The organism is Caulobacter sp. 1776 (assembly GCF_040545685.1).
Classification (GTDB): Bacteria; Pseudomonadota; Alphaproteobacteria; order Caulobacterales; family Caulobacteraceae; genus Caulobacter.
The window spans coordinates 220,789-240,558 of the sequence record NZ_JBEPMI010000006.1 but is presented as its reverse complement, the minus strand read 5'-3'; the positions used below and the strand labels follow the sequence as shown (position 1 = coordinate 240,558).

Here is a 19,770-nt window from a genome sequence, read left to right as displayed (position 1 = left end):
ACGGCGAACGCCAAGCCTCGTCTCCTAGAAGCAGAGGTTCCTGATCCGCTTTCACGGATCAAGAACCCCGGACCGCCCCACCCCAGCTCCATGCTTGCAGTCAGGAGGGGATCAATCGCGATCGGCGCGGCCTGGGGGATCATGAGCCGATCCTGAACCAAGCCGCGCGCGACGCAAATCAAAGAACCGGGGCCTCCGGAGAGGCCCCGGAGTACGCCTAGAACTTGAAGCGGACACCGCCGAACACCATGCGGCCGTTCTTGTAGAGACGGGCCGGACGGTTCTTGTCGTTGTCGTAGAAGTCGGTCTGCTTTTCGTCGGTCAGGTTGATCGCGTCGATGTTCAGCGAGATGTTCTCGGTGAGGTTCACGCTGGCCGAGGCGTCCAGCGACTTCAGCGAGTCCGACCACAGCTGGCGGTAGCCACGCTCGGCGTCGTAGTCGACGAAGAACTTGGACCGATAGTTGTAGCTCAGGCGGGCGCTGAAGCGCTCGTTCTCGTAGTAGCCGCTGATGTTGGCGATGTGCTTCGAGCTGGACGGCACCGGAACATCGGTGATCGAGCTGGCGTCGGTATAGGTGTAGTTGGCCAGCACGCCGAAGCCGTTCCAGATGGGCATCTGGAAGTTGAACTCGACGCCCTGGGTCTTGCCGCCGGCCACGTTCACCGGACGGCCGACACTGTAGTTACAGCTATAGAGGCCGGCCGTTTGCAGCACGCAGTTGTTGGCGGTGTTCAGCACGCGCGGATCGTTGGCGGCCGCTTGCAGCGGCAGCTTCTCGACGGTCGCGCCCTGGACGATGAAGGTCGAGATGTCCTTGTAGAAGAAGTCGACCGACAGGATCGACTGCGGCGCGAAGTACCATTCCAGCGTCGCGTCGTACTGATTGGCGCGATACGGGTCGAGCTTCGGGTTGCCGCCGCTGGCCGTGAGCAGGGACTCGGTCAGCGAGGTGAAGCCGGCCATCTGGGCGTAGTCTGGGCGGGCCATCACGCGGCCGGCGGCCAGGCGCAGCACCAGGTCGTCCTTGACGTCGAACGAGAAGTTCGCCGACGGCAGGACGTCCGTGTACTCCTTGGTCCCCTGGGTGGGAGCCATCAGGCCGAACGGGTTGTTGATCGCGCCCGGCGTGCCCGCCGAGACGCCGACGCGCCAGGCGTTGGTCTCGATCTTGGTATTGACGACGCGGACGCCGACGTTGCCGCGCCAGCCTTCGCCCTGCAGGTTGCCCATCACGTAGCCGCCCCAGGTCTTCTCGTTGAACGTGAAGCTTTCCAGGGGACCGAAGTGATCGCAGTTGGCCAGGCCGATACAGCCGCCGACATTGGGGTTGTTCGGGTCGTAGATCGTCGCCTTGCCCAGATTGGCGTAGATCTTCTCGATCTTGTTCTTGTCGGCGGTCAGGTACGAGCTGAGGACGCCCGCCGTCTTGATGCCGTCGAGATAGTCGCTGGGCGTGACGCCGCCCTGGACGTCGGCCAGCGAGCACGCATGACCGCCGCAGGCCGTGGCGCCGAACAGCGAGCGACGCTGACCATAGGTCTGGTTCACGTCGCGATCGTGGTCGGTGTACTTCACGCCGAACGCGATGGACTTGAAGGCGCCGGCGTCCACGAAACGCTCGCCGTCGACGAAGGTGTAGAACTCGTCGTCGTCGTTGACCGTGGTGTTGGCCGACACCCAGCCCAGCGTCATCTCGTCGTCGGCCGTGGTGGGGGTGATGTTGGTGAAGGCCACCTTCGGCACGCCGCCCGACAGGTCATAGGTCAGGCCGGTCGCCGCGTTGGTTTCCCAGAACGGCTGCAGATCGGTGGCGCCCTTGGCCTTGGTGTAACCGATGCGGCCGTGGAACTTCCAATCGTCGTTCGGGCGATACGTGCCGTCGAAGTCGATCGAGCCGACATTGGTGTGGGCCAGGCGGTCGATCGCGTCGAACACCACGCCATTGCCGCCGACGGCGTTGAAGTTGCCGGCCACGGCGGTGCCGTTGTCGGCCTTGGTCACGTTGAACTGCGAACCCGGCGTGCCCAGGGCGCCGATCTTCTGGCTGATCCAGGCCATGTAGTTCTGGTTGAAGTTGTCGGCGTCCATCTTGGAATAGAGGCCGGTGATATTGACGTCGAGCTTGTCGGTCGGCGCGTACTGGATCGCGAAGTTCGCCCCCTTGCGTTCACGGGTCTGGGTGAACAGCGACGAACCGATCAGGCTGGGCGCCAGCAGGGTCTGCCCGGCCGGGATGCCCGTGATGTTGCTGCCCGTGCCCGAAGCGTTGCTGACCGCGCTGTAGCCCAGCACCTCGATGCCGTCGCGACGGATGCGGCGCTTGTCGTAGATGCCGCCGACCAGGACGCCCAGGGTCTTGTCGGCGTTGTGCCAGCTCAGCATGGCCGAGGCGGTCGGGTCGGTATTGCCCGACTTTTCGTCGTGGAAGGCCTGGATCGAGCCGGAGACCGACAGCGGGGCCAGGTCCAGCGGGTTGCGCGTGTGGACATTGACCGTGCCGCCGACGCCGCCTTCGTCGATATTGGCCATCGGGCTCTTGAAGACCTCGACCTTGCCGACGATTTCCGACGGCAGCATCAGATAGTTGAAGCTGCGGCTGGCCTTGAACTGGTCGAGAATGAACCAGTCGGCGGTGGCGACGGCGTGGCCGTTCAGCAGGGTGCGGTTGAGAGTGGGCGCGGTGCCGCGGATCGAGATCCGCTCGCCTTCGCCGAATTCACGCTGGATGGTGACGCCGGGAACGCGCTGTAGAGATTCGGCGACGTTCTTGTCCGGGAACTTGCCGATGTCTTCGGCGGTGATGACGTCGATGACGGCATTGGCGTTGCGCTTGGCCTGAACCGAGGCTTGCAACGAAGCGCGGATGCCGGTGACGACGACTTCCTCGACCTGGGTCGAGCTATCCTGCGCCATCGCTGGCGCGGCCAAGGCGACGGCCAGCGCGGACGCTGATGTCGACAGGAGTATTTTGTGGAAACGCTTCATAATTCTTCTCCCCGTGATTGCCCGGCCAGTTTGGACCTGGAGCCGAACCACAAAGACCAATTGGATACCAATCATTCCGCGATTTTAGGCGGAAGCTGGCAATTCTCAGGCCTCAGGAGGCGACTGTGACGGAATTTTTGCTGCTGACAAGGCCAAAAAGAAACCAATTGCAGACCACGTTCTTATTGGTATGAAAATGGTCATATGCTATCGAGACAAGCGAGAGGCGCCGCTGATTTGCGCGACCGCGGAAGCGCAGGGGAGGGCTGTGACATGACGTTTGCTGATCGGATCGGACGGCTCGACGCCGCCGGCGACCACGCTCCGCTGTACAAGCAGCTGCAGCGCGCGCTGCGCGAAGCCATCCAGACCAAGGTGCTGTCGCCCGACGACGCGCTGCCGGCCGAGCGCGACCTGGCCGAGGAGTTCAGCATCTCGCGCATCACCGTGCGCAAGGCGCTGGACGGTCTGGTCAGCGAGGGCCTGCTGACGCGCCGCCAGGGCGCCGGCACCTTCGTCGCTGCGCGCGTGGAAAAGAGCTTTTCCAAGCTCACCTCGTTCACCGAGGACATGATCTCGCGCGGTCGCGTTCCGCGCAGCGAATGGATTAGCCGCGCCGAGGGCCAGGTGACTCCGGAAGAGTCGCTGACCCTGGGCCTGTCGCCCGGCACGCCGGTCTATCGCTTCGCCCGTATCCGCTACGCCGACGGCGCGCCGATGGCCGTGGAGTACACCACCATCGCCGCCTTCGCCCTGCCCTCCACCGAGGTCGTCGAGACCTCGCTATACGAGGCGCTGGAGAAGACCGGCCACCGGCCCGTGCGCGCCCTGCAGCGGCTGCGCGCGGTGCTGTTCGCCGCCGAGCAGGCCGATCTGCTGGGCGTGCCCGTCAAGGACGCCGGCCTGCTGATCGAGCGGCGCGGCTTCCTGCGCGACGGCCGGGCGGTGGAAGTCACGCAATCGTATTACCGCGGCGACGCCTACGACTTCGTCGCGGAACTGAACGCCCTGTCCTGAGTGTGTGGGGTCCTGCGTGTGTTGGGCCCCGACCGTAGCGAGTCCTAGGAGTAGAGCTTGGAGGCGACCGTCTTGACCCGTCCTGAGATCCCCGCGCCCGCGCGGCTGTCGCCCGAATCTACCCGCATGTTCCTGGAAGCGGGCCAGGCCTCGGCCGTCGCCGCGACCCAGCTGACCGCCAACGCCCGCAAGATCGAGGCCCTGGCCGAGCGCCTACGCGCCAACCCGCCGCGCGTGGTCGTGACCTGCGCGCGGGGCAGCAGCGACCACGCGGCCACCTTCGCCCGCTACCTGATCGAGACCAAGGCCGGGGTGCTGACCTCGTCGGCCGGCCTGTCGGTCAGCTCGGTCTACGACGCCTCGCCCAATCTGGAAGGCGCGCTGGTCCTGGCTATCTCGCAGTCGGGCAAGAGCCCCGACCTGCTGGCCTCGGTGAAGGCGGCCAAGGCCGCCGGCGCCTACGCCGTGGCCCTGGTCAATGTGGTCGACTCGCCGCTGGCCGAACTGGCCGACGAGGTGATCCCGCTGCACGCCGGCCCCGAGCTCAGCGTGGCGGCCACCAAGTCTTACATCGCCGCCCTGGTCGCCATCACACAGCTGATCGCCGCCTGGACCGAGGACGAGGCGCTGACCAAGGCGTTGGCGAACCTGCCGACCGCCCTGGCCGAGGCCTGGGTGCTGGACTGGTCGCCGGCCGTCGAGCGGCTGAAGCTGGCCCGCAACCTCTACGTCCTGGGCCGCGGCGTCGGCTTCGCTGTCGCGCTGGAAGCCGCCCTGAAGTTCAAGGAGACCTGCGGCCTACACGCCGAGGCCTTCAGCGCCGCGGAGGTGCTGCACGGCCCGATGGCGCTGGTGAAGGAGGGCTTCCCGGCCTTGGTCTTCGCTCAAAACGACGAGAGCCGCGCCAGTGTCGACGACATGGCCGACGGCCTGCGCGAGCGTGGCGCCGACGTGCTGCTGGCGGCCCCTGGCGAGACCAGCCCTGGCGTCCTGCCGACGCTGTCCAGCCATCCGGTGCTCGAGCCGATCCTGATGATTCAGAGCTTCTACCGAATGGCCAATGCGCTTTCGGTCGCGCGCGGCTACGATCCCGACAGCCCGCCTCACCTCAACAAGGTCACTGAAACCGTCTGATGCTGGCTGCTCTCGTAAATGGCCGCGTCCTGACGGAAGCCGGCGTCGCCGAAGGCCGCGCCGTGCTGGTCGAGGACGGCGTGATCGCCGGGATCGTCGACGCGCGCGAGGTTCCGGCCGATGCGGCGCGCCGCGACCTGGCCGGCGGCCTGCTGGTCCCGGGCTATATCGACACCCAGGTCAATGGCGGCGGCGGGGTGCTGTTCAACGACTCGCCGACCGTCGAGGCGATCGCCGCGATCGGCGCGGCCCACCGCCCCTACGGCACCACCGGCTTCCTGCCGACCCTGATCAGTGACGACCTTTCGGTCGTCGACCAGGCGATGCGCGCCACCGAGAGGGCCATCGAAAAGGGCGTCCCGGGCGTGCTGGGCGTCCACATCGAGGGCCCCTTCCTCAATCCCAAGCGCAAGGGCATCCACGACGCCGACAAGTTCCGCGTCATCGACGACGAGGCCCTGGCGCTGCTGAGCTCGCTGAAGGTCGGCAAGACCCTGGTCACGCTGGCCCCCGAACGCACGACGCCGGACATGATCCAGCGCCTGGCCGACGCGGGCGTCCACGTGGCCGCCGGCCATACCAACGCGCTGTACAAGACCATGCGCCAGGCCCTGGATCACGGCCTGACCGGCTTCACCCATCTGTTCAACGCCATGTCGCCGCTGACCAGCCGCGAGCCGGGCGCGGTGGGCGCGGCCCTGGAAAGCCTGACCGCCTGGTGCGGCCTGATCGTCGACGGCCGCCACGTCGATCCGGCCACCTTGCGGATCGCCCTGCGCACCCGGCCGCTGGATCGGTTTATGCTGGTCACCGACGCCATGCCGACGGTGGGCATGATCGACAAGAGCTTCGACCTGCAGGGCCGCCACATCCGTGTGGTCGACGGCGTCTGCGTCGACGACCATGGCACCCTGGCCGGTTCGGACCTCGACATGGCCGCCGCCGTGCGCAACGCGATCTCGATGCTGAAGCTGTCGCTGGACGACGCGGTGATGATGGCCTCGGCCGCCCCCGCCGCCTTCCTGGGCCTCGAGGGCCAGCGCGGTCGGATCGCCCCGGGCCTGGCCGCCGACTTCTGCCTGCTGGACGCGCAGCTGAACGTCACGGCGACCTGGATCGACGGGGTCGAGGGCTAGCCCTCCTGCCCCGTCTCACGCGGCCAAGAAAAAGGGCGCTGGCCTCGCGGTCAGCGCCCTCTCTTTTAGGCGGAAGCCCCCAGGAAGCTTAGAACTTCCACTTCACGCCGAGGTAGAACTGACGGCCGAAGTGGACGAACTCTTCCGAGGACATTCGGACCGAGTCGTCGACCTTGCTGTCTTCCTGATCGGTCAGGTTGATGGCTTCCAGCGTGACGGTGAACTTGTCGAACTGATAGCTGACCTGCGAGTCCAGATTGAAGGTCTTTTCCTTGATCCGGACGTCGTTGTTGTTGGTCGCCGACGGCGCCACCTGGATCAGATAGGGGTCGCGGTACGACCCCGAGATGCGCGCCTTGAACGGGCCGTTCTCGTAGTAGAGCGTCGCGTTGAAGGCGTCCGGCGACAGGTTGACCAGCGGCTGGGTGAGCATGACCGCCGGGGCCGTCTGAACGCGAGGCACCACACCGGCGGCGGTATAGGTCGGGTTCTTGATGACGTACTGAATGTCGCTCTTGACGTGGGTGTAGTTCAGGATCGCGCCGAACTTGTCGAACGGAGCCGGCAGGAAGGTGAACGGCCGCTGGGCGCTCAGTTCGAAACCCTTCAGCTTGCCGCCGGGGGTGTTGATCTGGGTCGTGACGGTGAACGGCGTGTCCACCGTGTTGCCGTTGGTCAGCAGGCTGGTCGGCAGGCCGGTTTCCGAATACGGGATCGCGACGGCCGAGGTCTGGATGTAGGACTTGATGTCCTTCTGGAAGAAGCCGGCCGACAGCAGGGTTTCCTTGTCCGGATACCATTCGAAGCTGAGGTCCAGGTTGTTGGCCAGCATCGGGTTCAGGTCGGGATTGCCGCGCGTCAGCGTCTGGGCCGACTGGCTCTGGGCGGTGTAGCCCGGGGTCAGGTTCTGCAGCTGCGGACGCGTCATCACCTTGGCGGCGGCGAAGCGGACGAAGAAGTTGTCGAACGGCTGGGCCGAGACGTTCAGAGCCGGCAGCGTGTTGGTGTACTCGCGCGACGTGGTCTGGACCGCGTCGGTCGGCACCGACTCCGACAGGGTGCCGAACGGCGTCGACACCGCCGTCGTGACGGCGCCCGAATTGTAGTGACCGGTCGCCGACTGTTCGGTCTTGATCCAGCGCACGCCGATATTGCCGCGCACCGGGATATTGAAGATGTCGTAGTCGAAGTCGCCTTGCAGGTAGAAGGCGGTGTCCTTCTCGGTGATCGCGCGCACCGCGCCCAGTTGGTTCAGGGTGCTGAGGCGGAAGTCGCCGTTGGCGTTGATGCAGTTACAGTCGTAACCGATCGCGGTCTTCAGCTTGTCCAGATCCGGCGCGATCCACGAGGTCGGCACGCCGGCCGGCAGGTCGAGGCCGCGGCCGAAGCCGGTGATCAGGCGCGAGACGCTGGCCACCGAGACGCCGGCCGGCAGGGCGAAGCCCGCTTCCGAGGTGAAGGTGGTGCCAGTGGCCGCCAGATTGCGAGAATACAGGCGCTGCTCCCACGAGTGGAAGCCGTATTCCTTGTAGTCGCCGCCGTAGCGCAGCTTGAAGCCGTTCAGGATCTCGTAGTCGACGTCGGCGCGGAAGGTCTTGAACGTATTGACCGCCTTGCTGGGACGCAGGCGCAGCAGCGAGGGGTCGCCGAGGGCGTTGCTCGGGCTGTAGGTGAAGTTGGCCGGATTGGTGGGATCGAAGCCGTAGTTGAAGTTCGGCAGCTTGTCGTCGGCCGAGTAGTCGTAGCTGTAGTTGTCGCTGTCGTAGCGGTCGAACGAGAAGGTCGTCTGGACCGGGTTGTCCTGGATCGAGCGCGACTGGCCGTAGACCACGTTCAGGTGGCCGGCCTCGCCGAACTTGGTGTCGTAGGTCAGGGTGAACTGGTTGAACTTCGTCTTCAGGTCGTCGTGGCGGTATTCCACGCGGGCGTCGACATCGTCGAAGGTGCCCTTGACCAGGTTACCCTTGGTGTCGGCGGTGAAGTTGACGACGTCCGTCTGGGGCAGGCCCGCATTGCTGCGGCTGAACGAGATGACTTCCAGATAGGTCTCGTCGCGATTGTTGGTGAAGTTGGCCACCAGCGCATCGAGGCTCAGGGTCGAGCGCTCGGTCGGACGCCACTGCAGCGAACCGGTGACGCCGAGGCGCTTCTGATCGTACTGCAGGCGGCCGTAGCGCGGAATGCGCGGGTGCCACAGGTTGTTGGCCGTGCCGGCGGCGGCCGCGACGGTCGGCGAGGTGCCGCCCGTGACCGTACCGATCTGGGTGCAGGTCAGGGGGGGGCCGCTGACGGGGTTGTACGCCGCGCCCGCGCAGGGGAAGGCGGTCGACGAGTTGAACGCGACGCTGGGGTTTTCCCAGCGGCCGGTCGAGGAGCCCTCCTCCAGCGTCTTGCGCTGGGCGTAGGCCACCGAGATCAAGGCGCCGATCTCGCCGATGCCCGTATCCCAGCGGTTGCTGGCCAGGAAGGTGACGCGCGGGTCGCTCTTCCGCGACAGGTCGTTCCAGCCGATCTTGGCGCCGGCGCTCAGGGCCGGGCCGCTGAAGTCGAACGGACGCGAGGCTTGCAGGTCGATGATCGCGCCCAGCGAGCCTTCCTCGTTCGAAGCCGAGGTCGACTTACGCACGGTGACGCTGTTGAACAGTTCCGAGGCGAAGATCGAGAAGTCGAACTGGCGGCCGCGGTTGGCGCCGCCCGAGCTGTCCTTGCCGCCGGTGGTGGCCAGGGCTTCCAGGCCGTTCAGGCGCACGACGCTGAAGTCGGGGCCCAGGCCGCGGACGGTGATGGTGCGGCCTTCGCCGCCGTCACGATCGATCGACACGCCCGGCACACGCTGCAGCGACTCGGCCAGGTTCAGGTCGGGGAAGTCGGCGATGTCTTGCGCCTTGATGACATCGACGAGGTCGTTCTCGCGACGCTTGATGTCCAGGGCGTTGGCCAGCGAGGCGCGGAAGCCGGTGACGACGACGGCCTCGACTTCATCGGCCGGAGCGGCCGGAGCGGCCGCCGCCGGAGCGGTTTGAGCCGACGCGGCGCCAGCGAAAACCATCGCCAGAGCCAGGGCGCCGCCAGAGACGCCGCAGTGCAGAGCGCGCATGCGCCCCGTGGTATTCTTGGACATAGAACCTCCTCCCGAATCGACCATTGGAGACGACGTTCCGTCGCCTTGGCCTTCGTCTCGGTCCCGCGTCCTTCCCGCGAAACCGCCCCCCGGCCTTCAAGTCTTCATTTTTGCCACCGGTGTCAGAACCAAACTGTGGTTTTGACACCGGTATCAGAGTGCTAACAAAGCCCGCGGCGGCCGACAAGGCCACAAAGCGGTCACAACCCACGAGACTCCTAGCGCCGTTGCGTTTCCGACACATGGTGGCGTTGTGTCACAGGGACGTTACACCGCTCGAAAGCGCGCATTCAGCCCTCGTCCGGCCGATAGTGGCTTACCCGGTAGAGCCCCTGCAGCATCGCCTCGCGCTGTTCGCTTGGCAGCTGGGCGCCCACCGCACGCAGCAGCTTCAAGGCGTTCAGGTGGACGTCGACGGCGTCCCACCGCCAAGCCTTGGCCTCGGCGCAGCTGTCGGCCAGGCCGCAGAGCGACATCGCCGCCTTGTCGACGCCCGCGTCCGCCACGAAGGCGCTGACGTCGATGACCCGGGACGCTAGCAGATAAAGAACTTCATAGGGTTCGGACGCGCGCTCCGCCGCGTCCTTGCCAAAGCGGCGCTCGATCTCGGCCAGGGCTTCGTCCAGCGCGGCCATCGAGGCCTCGCGCAAGGTCTCGACGCCCGCCTCGGCCGCCGCGACGGCGTCCTTGGCCAGCACTCCGCCGCGATCCTTGATCATGTTGGCCAGCCGGTTGGGCGGGCGGAACTTTCGGACGGTCATATCTGCACCTTCGCTGGGCGCATCATGTTGGCGATCTCGTCATCCGACATGTTGGGCATCTGCGCATCGCCCACCTCGGCGGGAAGGTCGTCTCTCCGCCGTCCGTCCGTCCCCGGCGGCGGTCCCTCGTGTTTGAAGCGCCGATCGGGGCCCACATAGCTATCGCACTCGACGAAGATCCGTTCCTCGCGGGCCACCCAGAAGACCCGTTCCAGCAGCACCTTCGGCGTGATCGGCTTGGCCACCACGTAGTTGGACCCCGCGTCGCGCAGCTTGAAGATCTGTGAGGTTCGGGTGTGGCCGGTGACCAGGATGACTGGGACGTAGCGGTTATTCTCGCCGCCTTCGCGCCGCAGCCACTCGATGAACTCGATACCGTCGGTGACCGGCATCTGCACGTCGCTGATGATCAGGTCGAAGGTCTTGGTGCGGACCAGGACCTGGGCGTCCATGACGCTCTCTGCCCGGTGCAGCTGCTTGACCCCGAAGCCCGAGACCACCTGCGACAAAATGTCCAGCGAGGGTCCGTTGTCGTCCAGGACCAGCACCGTGGCCCGCTCGAGATTGATCCGCGTCGAGGGGAGGAGCGCGTCCGTCATCGGCCCGCTAGAAAAAATCCAGCTCGCCGGCTTCGGCTTGCCAGCCGGCCGTCTCGTTGGCGCGCAACCTTACGACTAGGTCGGCCAGGCCGAGGCCTTCCAGCAGAGGCTCGATGGACATGCTCCATTCGCCCGAGGCGTGCTGGCTGATCCGCTGCAGCACCGCCGACAGGCCGTGCAGGCGCTGGCTCAACTCGTCCAGGGCCTGCAGACGGGTCAGGTTCGCCAGGGCCGCCCCGCCTTGGGCCAGGTCGCCGGCGATGTGCTCGCAGTCCTGGCAGAGCGCCGCGGCCGAGGCCAGTTCCGCCGCCAGACGACGCGACAGCTCGCCGACCGGAAGATGGTCTTCCGGCGGGGCGATCGGCGTCGATGGCAGCGGCGAAGCGGTCATGGGCGTTAGAACAGATCCACGTCGCCGCTCGACGCGGCGGGCATCGGGGCGGGCGCGGGACGGCGGACGTCCTGCGGAGCGTTGTCGACGGCGACCAGGCGCTGGCGCACGCGGCCCGAGGCCGGCCAGAACTCGACGCGACGGGCCGAAACCCCGCCGGTGCTGGACGAGACGATCGGAATGCCTTCGTCGCGCAGGAAACGCTCGGCGAACGCGGAGTTGCTGGCGCCGACGTCCGAGAGGCCATCGAACAGCTTGGCGCCGCCGAAGATCTTGGCTTCCAGGCGCTCGCGGCGGGCGCCCTTCTTCAGCAGTTCGTTGATCAGCAGTTCCATGGCGTAGGCGCCGTAGCGGACGGCGTCGCCGTCGCGACGGTTGTCGCCCGCGTCCGGCAGCAGGAAGTGGTTCATCCCGCCCACGCCCGACTGCGGATCGCGGATGCACGCGGCGATGCACGAACCCAGCACCGTGGTCATCACCACGTTGGGATCGGCGGCCACATGGCTTTCGCCCTGGGTCACGTGAACCTTGATCGCCCGTTCCGGGTCGTCGTTATGGGAGAATTGCGTCATGTCAGCTGCCCGAACACCTGTTCGATCTTCTCCCTCAAGCCCTGAACGGTGAACGGCTTGACGCAGTAGTTGTTGACGCCGAATTGGACAGCGCGCTGGACCAGCTCGCGATCGGCCCGGCCAGTCAGCATGACGAAGGCGGTCTGGCGGATGGGCGGGTGCGAGCGCACCGCGCGCAACAGCGCCAGGCCGTCCATCTTCGGCATGTTGAAGTCCGAGATGACGAGGTTGGCGGGCTTGGCCAGGAGGTTCTTGAGCGCCTCCTCGCCGTCCGGCGCCTCACGAATGTCCTTGAAGCCGATCTGCTGCAGGGCGTTGCGGATCAGAGCCCGCATCGTCAGCTGGTCGTCGACCACGAGAACGGAGATGGTGCTTGCTTGGGGCATGGTTCAGCGCCTCGCCGAGGCTAGATCGAGGATGGACTGGCCCATGGAGGACAGGGAAACCTGTTTCTCCACCGCGCCGATTTCGAAAGCGGACCGGGGCATGCCGTAGACGACGCAGCTTGCTTCGTCCTGGCCCAGCGTCTTGGCGCCGGCCTTCCGCATGGCCAGAAGGCCCTGGGCTCCGTCGCGGCCCATGCCGGTCAGGATCGCTCCGACCGCCTTGTCGCCGACGGCCGCGGCCACGGAATTGAACAGCACGTCCACCGACGGGCGGTGGCCGCTGACGGGGTCGCCGGCTACGAGGCGGCAACGCAGGCCGGCCGAGCGGACGACCTCCAGGTGCGTCGCGCCGCCAGGGGCGACATAGACCTTGCCGGGTTCCAGCAGGGCGCCGTCCGTGGCTTCCTGCACCTTGGCCCCGCTGGCGCGATCGAGACGCGCGGCGAAGCTGGCGGTGAAGGTGGCCGGCATGTGCTGTGTGATCACCGTCGGCGGGCAGGTCTCGGGGAACATCTGCAGGATCGACAGCAGGGCTTCCACCCCGCCGGTCGACGAGCCGATCGCCACGATGTCGCCCGAGGGCATGAAGTCCTTGCGGCGCGTCGGCGCGGCCGCCGGCGCGGCGCCGGCGTTGGTGCGGACCGAGGCGCGCGCGGCGATCTTCACCTTGGTGACGATCTCGGCCAGGGCTTCCTGGGTGCCGGTGGCGTCGGCGGGCTTGCCCACGCAGTCGATCGCGCCCAGTTCCAGAGCCCGCAGCGTCATTTCCGCGCCGGCCTGGGTCAGGGTCGAGACCATGACCACCGGCATCGGCCGCAGGCGCATGATCTTCTCGAGGAACTCGATGCCGTTCATGTTCGGCATCTCGATGTCGAGCGTGACGACGTCGGGATTCAAGGCCTTGATCATGCCCCGCGCCTCGAACGGATCGCCGGCGCCGCCGACCACCTCGATGTCCGGGTCACGACTGAGGGCGGCCGTGATCAGGCTCCGCATCGTGGCGGAGTCGTCGACGACCAGAACGCGAATTTTCGGCATCAGCGACCCACCTTTCGATAGGCGGTCAGGCCGCAGCTTTCGAACGCGGTCACCGACGCGCCGACGCGCTCGGAGTGGCCGACATAGAGGCGGCCGCCGGGCGCGATGAGCGGCGCGAAGCGACTCCAGACGCGTTCCTGAGTAGGTTCATCAAAATAGATCACGACATTCCGGCAGAAGATGGCGTCAAACGGCCCCTTCATAGGCCATGACGGACCGTTGAGATTTAGTTCCCTGAACGCGACCAGGCTGCGCGCGGCCTCGCAAACACGGAACGCGCGGCGGTCGGACGGGTCGCGTTCGAAGTACTGATTGCGCGCGGCGGCGGGGATGCCTTCCAGCAGGCTCTCGTCGTACGAGGCGGCGCGGCCGGTGGCGAGCACGTTGGTGTCGATGTCCGTGCCCAGGATCCGGATGTCCAGATCCGCGGCGTTCGGCCAGACCGACAGCACCGTGAAGGCCATCGAATAGGGTTCCTGGCCCGACGAGCTGGCGGCGGACCACAGACGCAGACGGCCGCCGGCCCGAACCTTGTCGGCGACCGGCTCCAGGACATTGGCGCGCAGGTCGTCGAAGTGGTGCGGCTCGCGGAAGAAGCGCGTGACGTTGGTGGTCAGCGCCCGGAGCATCTCCTGGCTCTCGTCATGACCTTTGTCGCTGGAAACGAAGGCGCAGTATTCCGTGAACGACCGCAGGCCGAGGGCGCGCAGGCGCTTGGCCAGGCGCGAATAGACCAGCGTCGCCTTGCTGTCGGGCAGACTGATGCCGGCGAGGTCGTACAGCAGCGCGGCGATGCGCTTGAAGTCCTGGGTGGTGAACGCGAACTCGCCATCGACGAGGGCTTCGCGGCGTTCCAGGGATGAGGCGGATGCGGTCGTCATCAGGCGGCCAGGGCCTCGCGTTCAGGAAGGATGCGATCCAGCGAGATCTCGCTGATCATGCGGCCTTCGATGGAAACGATGCCGCGCACGAAGCTGCGAACCGCGTCGCAGGCCACGTCGGGCGTCGGCTGGATCATGTCGTCGTTGATCGACAGGATGTCCGACACTGCGTCGACCAGCAGGCCGACGGTGCGGTCGCCCGCCTTGACCACGATGAAGACGCTGCGAACGGTCGGCTCGATCACCGGCATGCCCAGGCGGCAGGCCAGGTCCATGATCGGCAGCACCGCGCCGCGCAGGTTGATCACGCCGCGCATGAAGCCGGGCGACTGCGGCAGCACGGTCGCCGGGCTCCAACCGCGGATCTCGCGGACGGCCATGATGTCCACACAGTATTCCTGGTCGCCCACATGGAACGAGATCAGTTCTCGGCGGTCGACCCCGGTGGCGGTGGCAAGGTCGGTCATGACTTACTCCGCTGCGATGAGGGTGGGTTCGGTGGGGCGAGGCGCGCCGCCTTCGCGGCGACGAAGATTGATCGTGGCGTCGACGTCGAGGATCAAGGCCACGCGGCCATCGCCCAGGATGGTCGCGGCGGCGACGCCCTCGACCTGCTGGTAGTTCTGTTCCAGCGACTTGATGACGACTTGGCGCTGGCCGTGGATGGCGTCGGCCACCAAGGCGGCGCGCGAGCCGTCCTCGCCCTCGACCAGCAGCACCACGCCCTCGGTCGGGTGCGGGCTGGTGTCGCGATAGCCCAGGGTGCGGCCGACGTCGATCAGCGGCACGAAGCTGTCGCGGACGGCCAGCACCGAGCCCACGGGGCCCAGCGGGCGAACTTCTTCCGGCTTCGGACGCAGGCTCTCGACGATGGCGGCCAGCGGCACGACCAGGGTCTCGCCGGCGACGTCGACCACCATGCCGTCCAAGACGGCCAGGGTCAGCGGCAGACTGAGGGTGAAGGTCGAGCCCAGGCCCGGACGCGAAGTGATCGAGATGCGGCCGCCCAGGGCCTGGACCGAGCGCTTGACCACGTCCATGCCGACGCCGCGACCCGACACGTCCGAGATCTTGTCGGCGGTCGAGAAGCCCGGGAGGAAGATCAGGTTGTCGATCTCTTCGTCGGTCAGCTGCAGATCGGGGGCGATCAGGCCCTTCTTGACCGCGATCGAGAGGACTCGCTCGCGGTTGATGCCCTTGCCGTCGTCCGAGACCTCGATGACGATCCGGCCGCTGCGGTGCAGGGCGGCCAGGCGCACGACGCCTTCGGGATTCTTGCCGGCCGCCTTGCGCTCCTCGGGGCCTTCCAGCCCGTGGTCGATGGCGTTGCGCAGCATGTGGGTGATCGGGTCGGACAGACGCTCGATGACCGTCTTGTCGACCTCGGTGTTCTCGCCGTCCATCACCAGGCGGGCTTGCTTGCCCGTCATGTTGGCGACTTCGCGGACCAGGCGCGGCATGCGCTGGAACACCGACTTCACCGGCTGGGCGCGGATGGCCATGACGCTATCCTGGATCTCGCGGGTGAGCTGTTCCAGCTCGTCGAGACCCATGGCCAGGTTGGAGGACGGGGCGATTCCGTATTCGCCGACCCGTTGGGCCAGCATGGCCTGGTTGATGACCAGCTCGCCGACCAGGTCGATCAGACGATCGATACGCTCGGGATCGACGCGGATGACCGACTGGCCGGGCCCCGGGACTTCGACCTGCGTGGCCTTCGGCGTCGGCGCGGCGGGCGCGGCCGGCTTGGCGGCCTCGATCGGCGCGGGCGCCGGCGCGGCGGGAATGATTTCGGCGACGGGCGCCGGCGCGGCGATCTCGACCGGAGCCGGGGCGGCTTCGACGGTCTCGACGATCGCGGGCGTCTCGGCGACCGTCAGCAGCGAAGCCAGCGCGTCCTCGAGGGCGGCTTCGCCACGGGTGATTTCCAGATCGCAGTCGCCATCGACGAATTCGAAGACTTCGCGGATCGCGGTCTCGTCCTCCTCGGTTTCGAGGCGGACGCTCCAGGTCACGAAGGCGGCTTCCGGATCCAGGTCTTCCAGGGCCGGCAGGGCGCGATCGTCCAGCGTCGCCTTGATCGGACCCAGGCGGTTGAGCTCGCGCAGCAGCAGCGCCGTCTCGTTGGCCTTGCGGTAGAGGTCCGACTTCGGACGGATCGACACCGTCCAGACGTTGGAGGGGATCAGGTCGGCGTCGGCGGCCTGCGCCTCGACCGAGATGGTCTGGGGCACGAAGACGAAGCCGAGGCCGTCGTCGTCCATGGCGTCGTCTTCGGCGACGACGGGCGCGGGCGGCGGAGCGGCTTCTTCCACGACGGCGGGCGCGGCGGCGACCGGCTGGGCGTTCGGATCGGTCCAGGTTTCCAGCTCGGCGGCCATGGCGGCCGAGGCGCCCATGTCGACATCACCCAGGCCGCGAGCGGCGCTGACGTGGTCGGCCAGGATGTCGGAAGCGCGCAGCAGAACGGCGGCCAGCTCGACCGTGTTGGGCACGGCGCCCGAGCGCACGGCGTCCAGCAGGGTCTCGAACACGTGGGCGAAGCGCACCAGCGGCTCGAGGCCGAAGGCGCCGGCGCCGCCCTTGATCGAGTGGACGGCGCGGAACACGGCGTTGACCGTCTCGAGGTCGCCGGCCCCCTCTTCCATGGCCAGGAGACCGCCCTCGAGGTCGGCGAGGAGCTCCTCGCATTCCTGGAAGAAGGTGACCTTGATGGCCTCTAGCTCGTCCATATCCCGTACGTCCTAATTCGCGTCTAGCAACGGGTACTCAAAAGGGCACTGGGTCTTGGCCTGGATCAGGCGGCGACGCGACGGATCGCGTCGACCAGCTTTTCCGGGTTGAACGGCTTGACGATCCAGCCCGTCGCGCCGGCCTCGCGGGCCCGCTGCTTCTTGGCCGGGTCGCTTTCCGTGGTCAGGACCAGGATCGGGATGGCGCGATAGTCGTCGTCGACCCGCACCGCCTCGATGAAGCCGAAGCCGTCCAGCTTGGGCATGTTGATGTCCGTGATGATCACGTCGGGGCGGTGGGCGGAGAGAACCTCCAGACCATGTTCGCCGTCGACAGCCTCGACCACGTTGAAGCCGGCGCCGGCGAGGGCCATGCGCAGCATGTCTCGCATGGTCCGGGAGTCATCGACCGTTAGAACCGTACGCGTCACGATTCAGCTCCTTGGAATTCCGCCGACAAGAGCGCCCCTTCGGCGCCGAATAGACGGGTGGTTTCTACGAAGGCCTCGGAAGGCCCCTTGATGGTGAAGGACTGACCGTCCTGGTCCCAGGCCTTGCGACCGGCCAGCAGGACTTGCAGGCAAAGCCCGCCGAGCCGGCGAACCTGGTCGGCCTCCACCGTGATCGCCGCGCCGCGGCGTTCCAGGAGGGCGGCCTTGAGGGGCGCCGCGGCCTTCAGGTCCAGGGTCTCGGGCAGCGCGATCGCAGCGGCCATTTAGAATTCCTCCCAACCGTCCGTAGCGGGAGCCTGGGCGACCGCCGCCGAACCACTGCTCCGGCCCGGACGGGCGAAGGTGCTCAGGCGAGCCTGTTGCTCGGCCACCGGATTGCGCGCCGGGGCGTGATGCGCCGCGTCGGCCATGGCCGGGCGAGCGTAGGACGAAGATCCAGAACCCACTTGGAAGCGGGCCATCAGGCGGACCAGTTCGCCGGTTTCGCCCTTCAGCGAGTGCGTCGCGGCGGTCGATTGCTCGACCATGGCGGCGTTCTGCTGGGTGACCTGATCCATCTGGTTCACGGCGGTGTTCACTTCGTTCAGACCGGTCGCCTGCTCCGCGGCGGAGGCCGCGATCTCGGTGACCAGGGCGTCGATCTCGCCGACCTTCGCCACGATCCGTTGCAGCGCCTCGCCCGTCTGGCCGACCAGGCTGACGCCTTGGCTGACCTGCTGGGTCGAGCTGGAGATCAGAGCCTTGATCTCCTTGGCCGCCTCGGCCGAACGCTGGGCCAGGGCCCGGACTTCCTGAGCGACGACCGCGAAGCCGCGGCCCGCTTCGCCAGCCCGCGCGGCTTCGACGCCGGCGTTCAAGGCCAGGAGGTTGGTCTGGAAGGCGATTTCGTCGATCACGCCGATGATCTGGCTGATCTGCTTGGACGAGTTTTCGATCTCGCCCATGGCCGACACTGCCTGATGCACGACCTGGCCGCTATGCGTCGCTTCGCCACGCGTCGTCGAGACGACGTCCGAGGCCTGGCGAGCGCCCGAGGCCGTGCGACGCACGGTGGCGGTCAGTTCGTCCAGGGCGGCGGCGGTCTGTTCCAGGCTGGCGGCTTGCTGCTCGGTGCGGCGCGACAGGTCGTCCGAGGCGTGGGCGATTTCGTCGGCGCCGGTGCGCAGGCCGTCCGTCGAGGCGGCGATGACCTTCATCGTCTCCTGCAGCGAGCCCATGGCGCCGTTGAAGTCGTCCTTCAGCTTGCGGTACTCGCCGGGGAAGTCGGCGCTGACGCGGAAGGTCAGGTCGCCCGAGGCCAGCTTCTCCAGGCCTTCGGCCAGGCTGCTGACGACCAGGGCGCTCTCCTGAGCGGCGGCCGCGGCGGCGGCTTCCTTGGCGCGGCGTTCATCGGCCGTGAGGGCGGCCGACTTTTCCTGCTCCGCGCGCAGGGTGTCGAGGTGAAGTTGATTGTCGCGGAAGACCTTGAGCGAGCGGACGATGGCGCCCAGCTCGTCGCCGCGTTCCAGCTTTTCTAGATCGATGCCGTTGTCGCCCTTCGAGAGCTTCTCGGTGGCGCCGGCGATGTCGCCGATCGACTTGCGGGTGGTCATGACGGTCAGGAACGCCAGGGCGCCGACGGCGGCCAGGGTCACCAGCGACATCACGATCGTGACGCTCATCGCGGCGGTGGCTTCGGCCTGACGCTTGGCGGTTTCGCCCTCGATCCGCTTGTTGGCGGCGGCGACGACCTGGTCCAGCTGGCCGGTCATCTTCGCGTACTGTTCCTCGAACGGCGCGATGAAGCCCACGGCCATGCCGAAGTCGACGCCGATCATGCCGCTCACCGTATCGATGGCGCTGCGGCATTCGTCGAGCGACTTGATCAGTTCGGCGATCTTGGGCTGTTCGGCGGCGGGCAGCTTGGCCTTGAGCGCGACCAGGTCCTTCTTCACCGAGTCCGTTTCGGTCAGGATCGCCGCCATGCGGGCGTCGTTCTTGGCCACGTCGATGTTGCCCGCCTTGTGGGTCAGCACCGTGTAAAGTTCGCCGTTGATGTTCGAGATGCGCTTGGAGACCTTCTGGATCTCCATGTTCTGGCGCATGTCGGTTTCCACCACCTGCTTCAGGGCGGCCGACTGGCTTTTCTGAACGACGATGGCTCCGCCGGCCATCAGGGCCAGCATGAGCAGCGCGAACGCCGGCGCGAAGCCGATTTTGATGATCAACGGTAAATCGACGAGACGAATTCGTTTCATCGCGAGGTCCCCTCCAACCAGCGCTCCGAGTCACGGATCGCCAACATGAAGTGGGATAATCGCGATAGAGTCCTAACAGACTCTGACTTGGTTAAAGGGAATTCGACATAATAGTCCCGGGCTGGGCCAGTGTGGTCGTTTGGTCGCAGGCGCCAGCCGCTGAATCCCAGCGGAGTCTATAAAGCGGGCCTCGAAGAACGAGAGTCTCCGAGAGAGCCGCCCATGGTTACCTGGAAGTAAACCCCGAATATTCTGGCCCGACTCAGAATATCTTAACTTACACCTGCGATTTTGCTCCTGTCCGGTTGGCGCGTCGTCCATTGG

The 19,770-nt window shown here is 66.7% G+C and carries 16 protein-coding genes and 1 pseudogene; 3 read left to right on the top strand and 14 right to left on the bottom strand.

The window, feature by feature from the left end:
* Positions 1-217 precede the first annotated feature (217 nt).
* Complete coding sequence (locus ABIC66_RS17290) at positions 218-2,989, bottom strand: TonB-dependent receptor (RefSeq protein WP_354071549.1); 2,772 nt, start codon at positions 2,987-2,989, stop codon at positions 218-220.
* A gap of 273 nt (positions 2,990-3,262) precedes the next feature.
* Between ABIC66_RS17290 and ABIC66_RS17285 the strand changes: the two genes are divergently transcribed.
* Genes ABIC66_RS17285 through nagA form a run of 3 tightly spaced genes read left to right on the top strand, consistent with a single transcriptional unit; the run spans position 3,263 to position 6,276 of the window.
* Positions 3,263-4,006: a GntR family transcriptional regulator gene (locus tag ABIC66_RS17285; protein WP_354071547.1), complete on the top strand. Its 744-nt coding sequence runs from the start codon at positions 3,263-3,265 to the stop codon at positions 4,004-4,006.
* Positions 4,007-4,063: 57 nt separating this feature from the next.
* Positions 4,064-5,140, top strand: coding sequence for an SIS domain-containing protein (locus ABIC66_RS17280; RefSeq protein WP_354071545.1), 1,077 nt, complete (start codon positions 4,064-4,066; stop codon positions 5,138-5,140).
* Positions 5,140-6,276, top strand: a complete 1,137-nt coding sequence (gene nagA, locus ABIC66_RS17275; RefSeq protein ID WP_354071543.1) for an N-acetylglucosamine-6-phosphate deacetylase — start codon at positions 5,140-5,142, stop codon at positions 6,274-6,276. Before ABIC66_RS17280 ends, nagA begins: the two co-directional genes overlap by 1 nt.
* A gap of 88 nt (positions 6,277-6,364) precedes the next feature.
* Here nagA and ABIC66_RS17270 read toward each other — a convergent pair whose 3' ends face one another.
* From ABIC66_RS17270 to ABIC66_RS17210, 13 genes and pseudogenes are all read right to left on the bottom strand, one after another.
* Entirely contained in the window at positions 6,365-9,397 is a 3,033-nt protein-coding gene (locus ABIC66_RS17270) for a TonB-dependent receptor (protein WP_354071541.1), read from the bottom strand.
* A gap of 290 nt (positions 9,398-9,687) precedes the next feature.
* The gene (locus ABIC66_RS17265) at positions 9,688-10,158 is read right to left on the bottom strand and encodes a chemotaxis protein CheE (protein WP_354071540.1); all 471 of its coding nucleotides are present in this window, start codon (positions 10,156-10,158) and stop codon (positions 9,688-9,690) included.
* Positions 10,155-10,757 carry a response regulator gene (locus ABIC66_RS17260; protein ID WP_354071538.1) on the bottom strand — a complete coding sequence of 201 codons (603 nt, stop codon included), beginning with the start codon at positions 10,755-10,757 and terminating at the stop codon, positions 10,155-10,157. The genes ABIC66_RS17265 and ABIC66_RS17260 overlap by 4 nt, the downstream gene beginning before the upstream one ends.
* Before the next feature lie 7 nt (positions 10,758-10,764).
* Complete coding sequence (locus ABIC66_RS17255; RefSeq protein ID WP_354071536.1) at positions 10,765-11,148, bottom strand: DUF8776 family protein; 384 nt, start codon at positions 11,146-11,148, stop codon at positions 10,765-10,767.
* Positions 11,149-11,153: 5 nt separating this feature from the next.
* On the bottom strand, positions 11,154-11,720 hold the full coding sequence (locus ABIC66_RS17250; RefSeq protein ID WP_354071534.1) for a chemotaxis protein CheD: 567 nt from the start codon (positions 11,718-11,720) through the stop codon (positions 11,154-11,156).
* Positions 11,717-12,106 carry a response regulator gene (locus tag ABIC66_RS17245; RefSeq protein ID WP_047403396.1) on the bottom strand — a complete coding sequence of 130 codons (390 nt, stop codon included), beginning with the start codon at positions 12,104-12,106 and terminating at the stop codon, positions 11,717-11,719. Before ABIC66_RS17245 ends, ABIC66_RS17250 begins: the two co-directional genes overlap by 4 nt.
* 3 nt (positions 12,107-12,109) lie before the next feature.
* Positions 12,110-13,144, bottom strand: coding sequence for a protein-glutamate methylesterase/protein-glutamine glutaminase (locus tag ABIC66_RS17240; protein WP_354071533.1), 1,035 nt, complete (start codon positions 13,142-13,144; stop codon positions 12,110-12,112).
* A complete protein-coding gene (locus ABIC66_RS17235; protein ID WP_354071531.1) occupies positions 13,144-14,025 on the bottom strand; it encodes a CheR family methyltransferase in 882 nt (293 codons plus the stop codon). The genes ABIC66_RS17240 and ABIC66_RS17235 overlap by 1 nt, the downstream gene beginning before the upstream one ends.
* On the bottom strand, positions 14,025-14,492 hold the full coding sequence (locus tag ABIC66_RS17230) for a chemotaxis protein CheW (RefSeq protein WP_354071529.1): 468 nt from the start codon (positions 14,490-14,492) through the stop codon (positions 14,025-14,027). Before ABIC66_RS17230 ends, ABIC66_RS17235 begins: the two co-directional genes overlap by 1 nt.
* 3 nt (positions 14,493-14,495) lie before the next feature.
* Positions 14,496-16,757, bottom strand: coding sequence for a chemotaxis protein CheA (locus ABIC66_RS17225; RefSeq protein WP_354071527.1), 2,262 nt, complete (start codon positions 16,755-16,757; stop codon positions 14,496-14,498).
* A gap of 65 nt (positions 16,758-16,822) precedes the next feature.
* Positions 16,823-17,188 (bottom strand): response regulator, encoded by a 366-nt coding sequence (locus tag ABIC66_RS17220; protein WP_010918320.1) that lies wholly within the window; start codon positions 17,186-17,188, stop codon positions 16,823-16,825.
* Positions 17,185-17,472: an STAS domain-containing protein gene (locus tag ABIC66_RS17215; RefSeq protein WP_354071525.1), complete on the bottom strand. Its 288-nt coding sequence runs from the start codon at positions 17,470-17,472 to the stop codon at positions 17,185-17,187. The genes ABIC66_RS17220 and ABIC66_RS17215 overlap by 4 nt, the downstream gene beginning before the upstream one ends.
* A pseudogene (locus ABIC66_RS17210) lies at positions 17,473-19,493 on the bottom strand (methyl-accepting chemotaxis protein). It lies immediately after the preceding gene.
* Between the last annotated feature and the right edge of the window lie 277 nt (positions 19,494-19,770).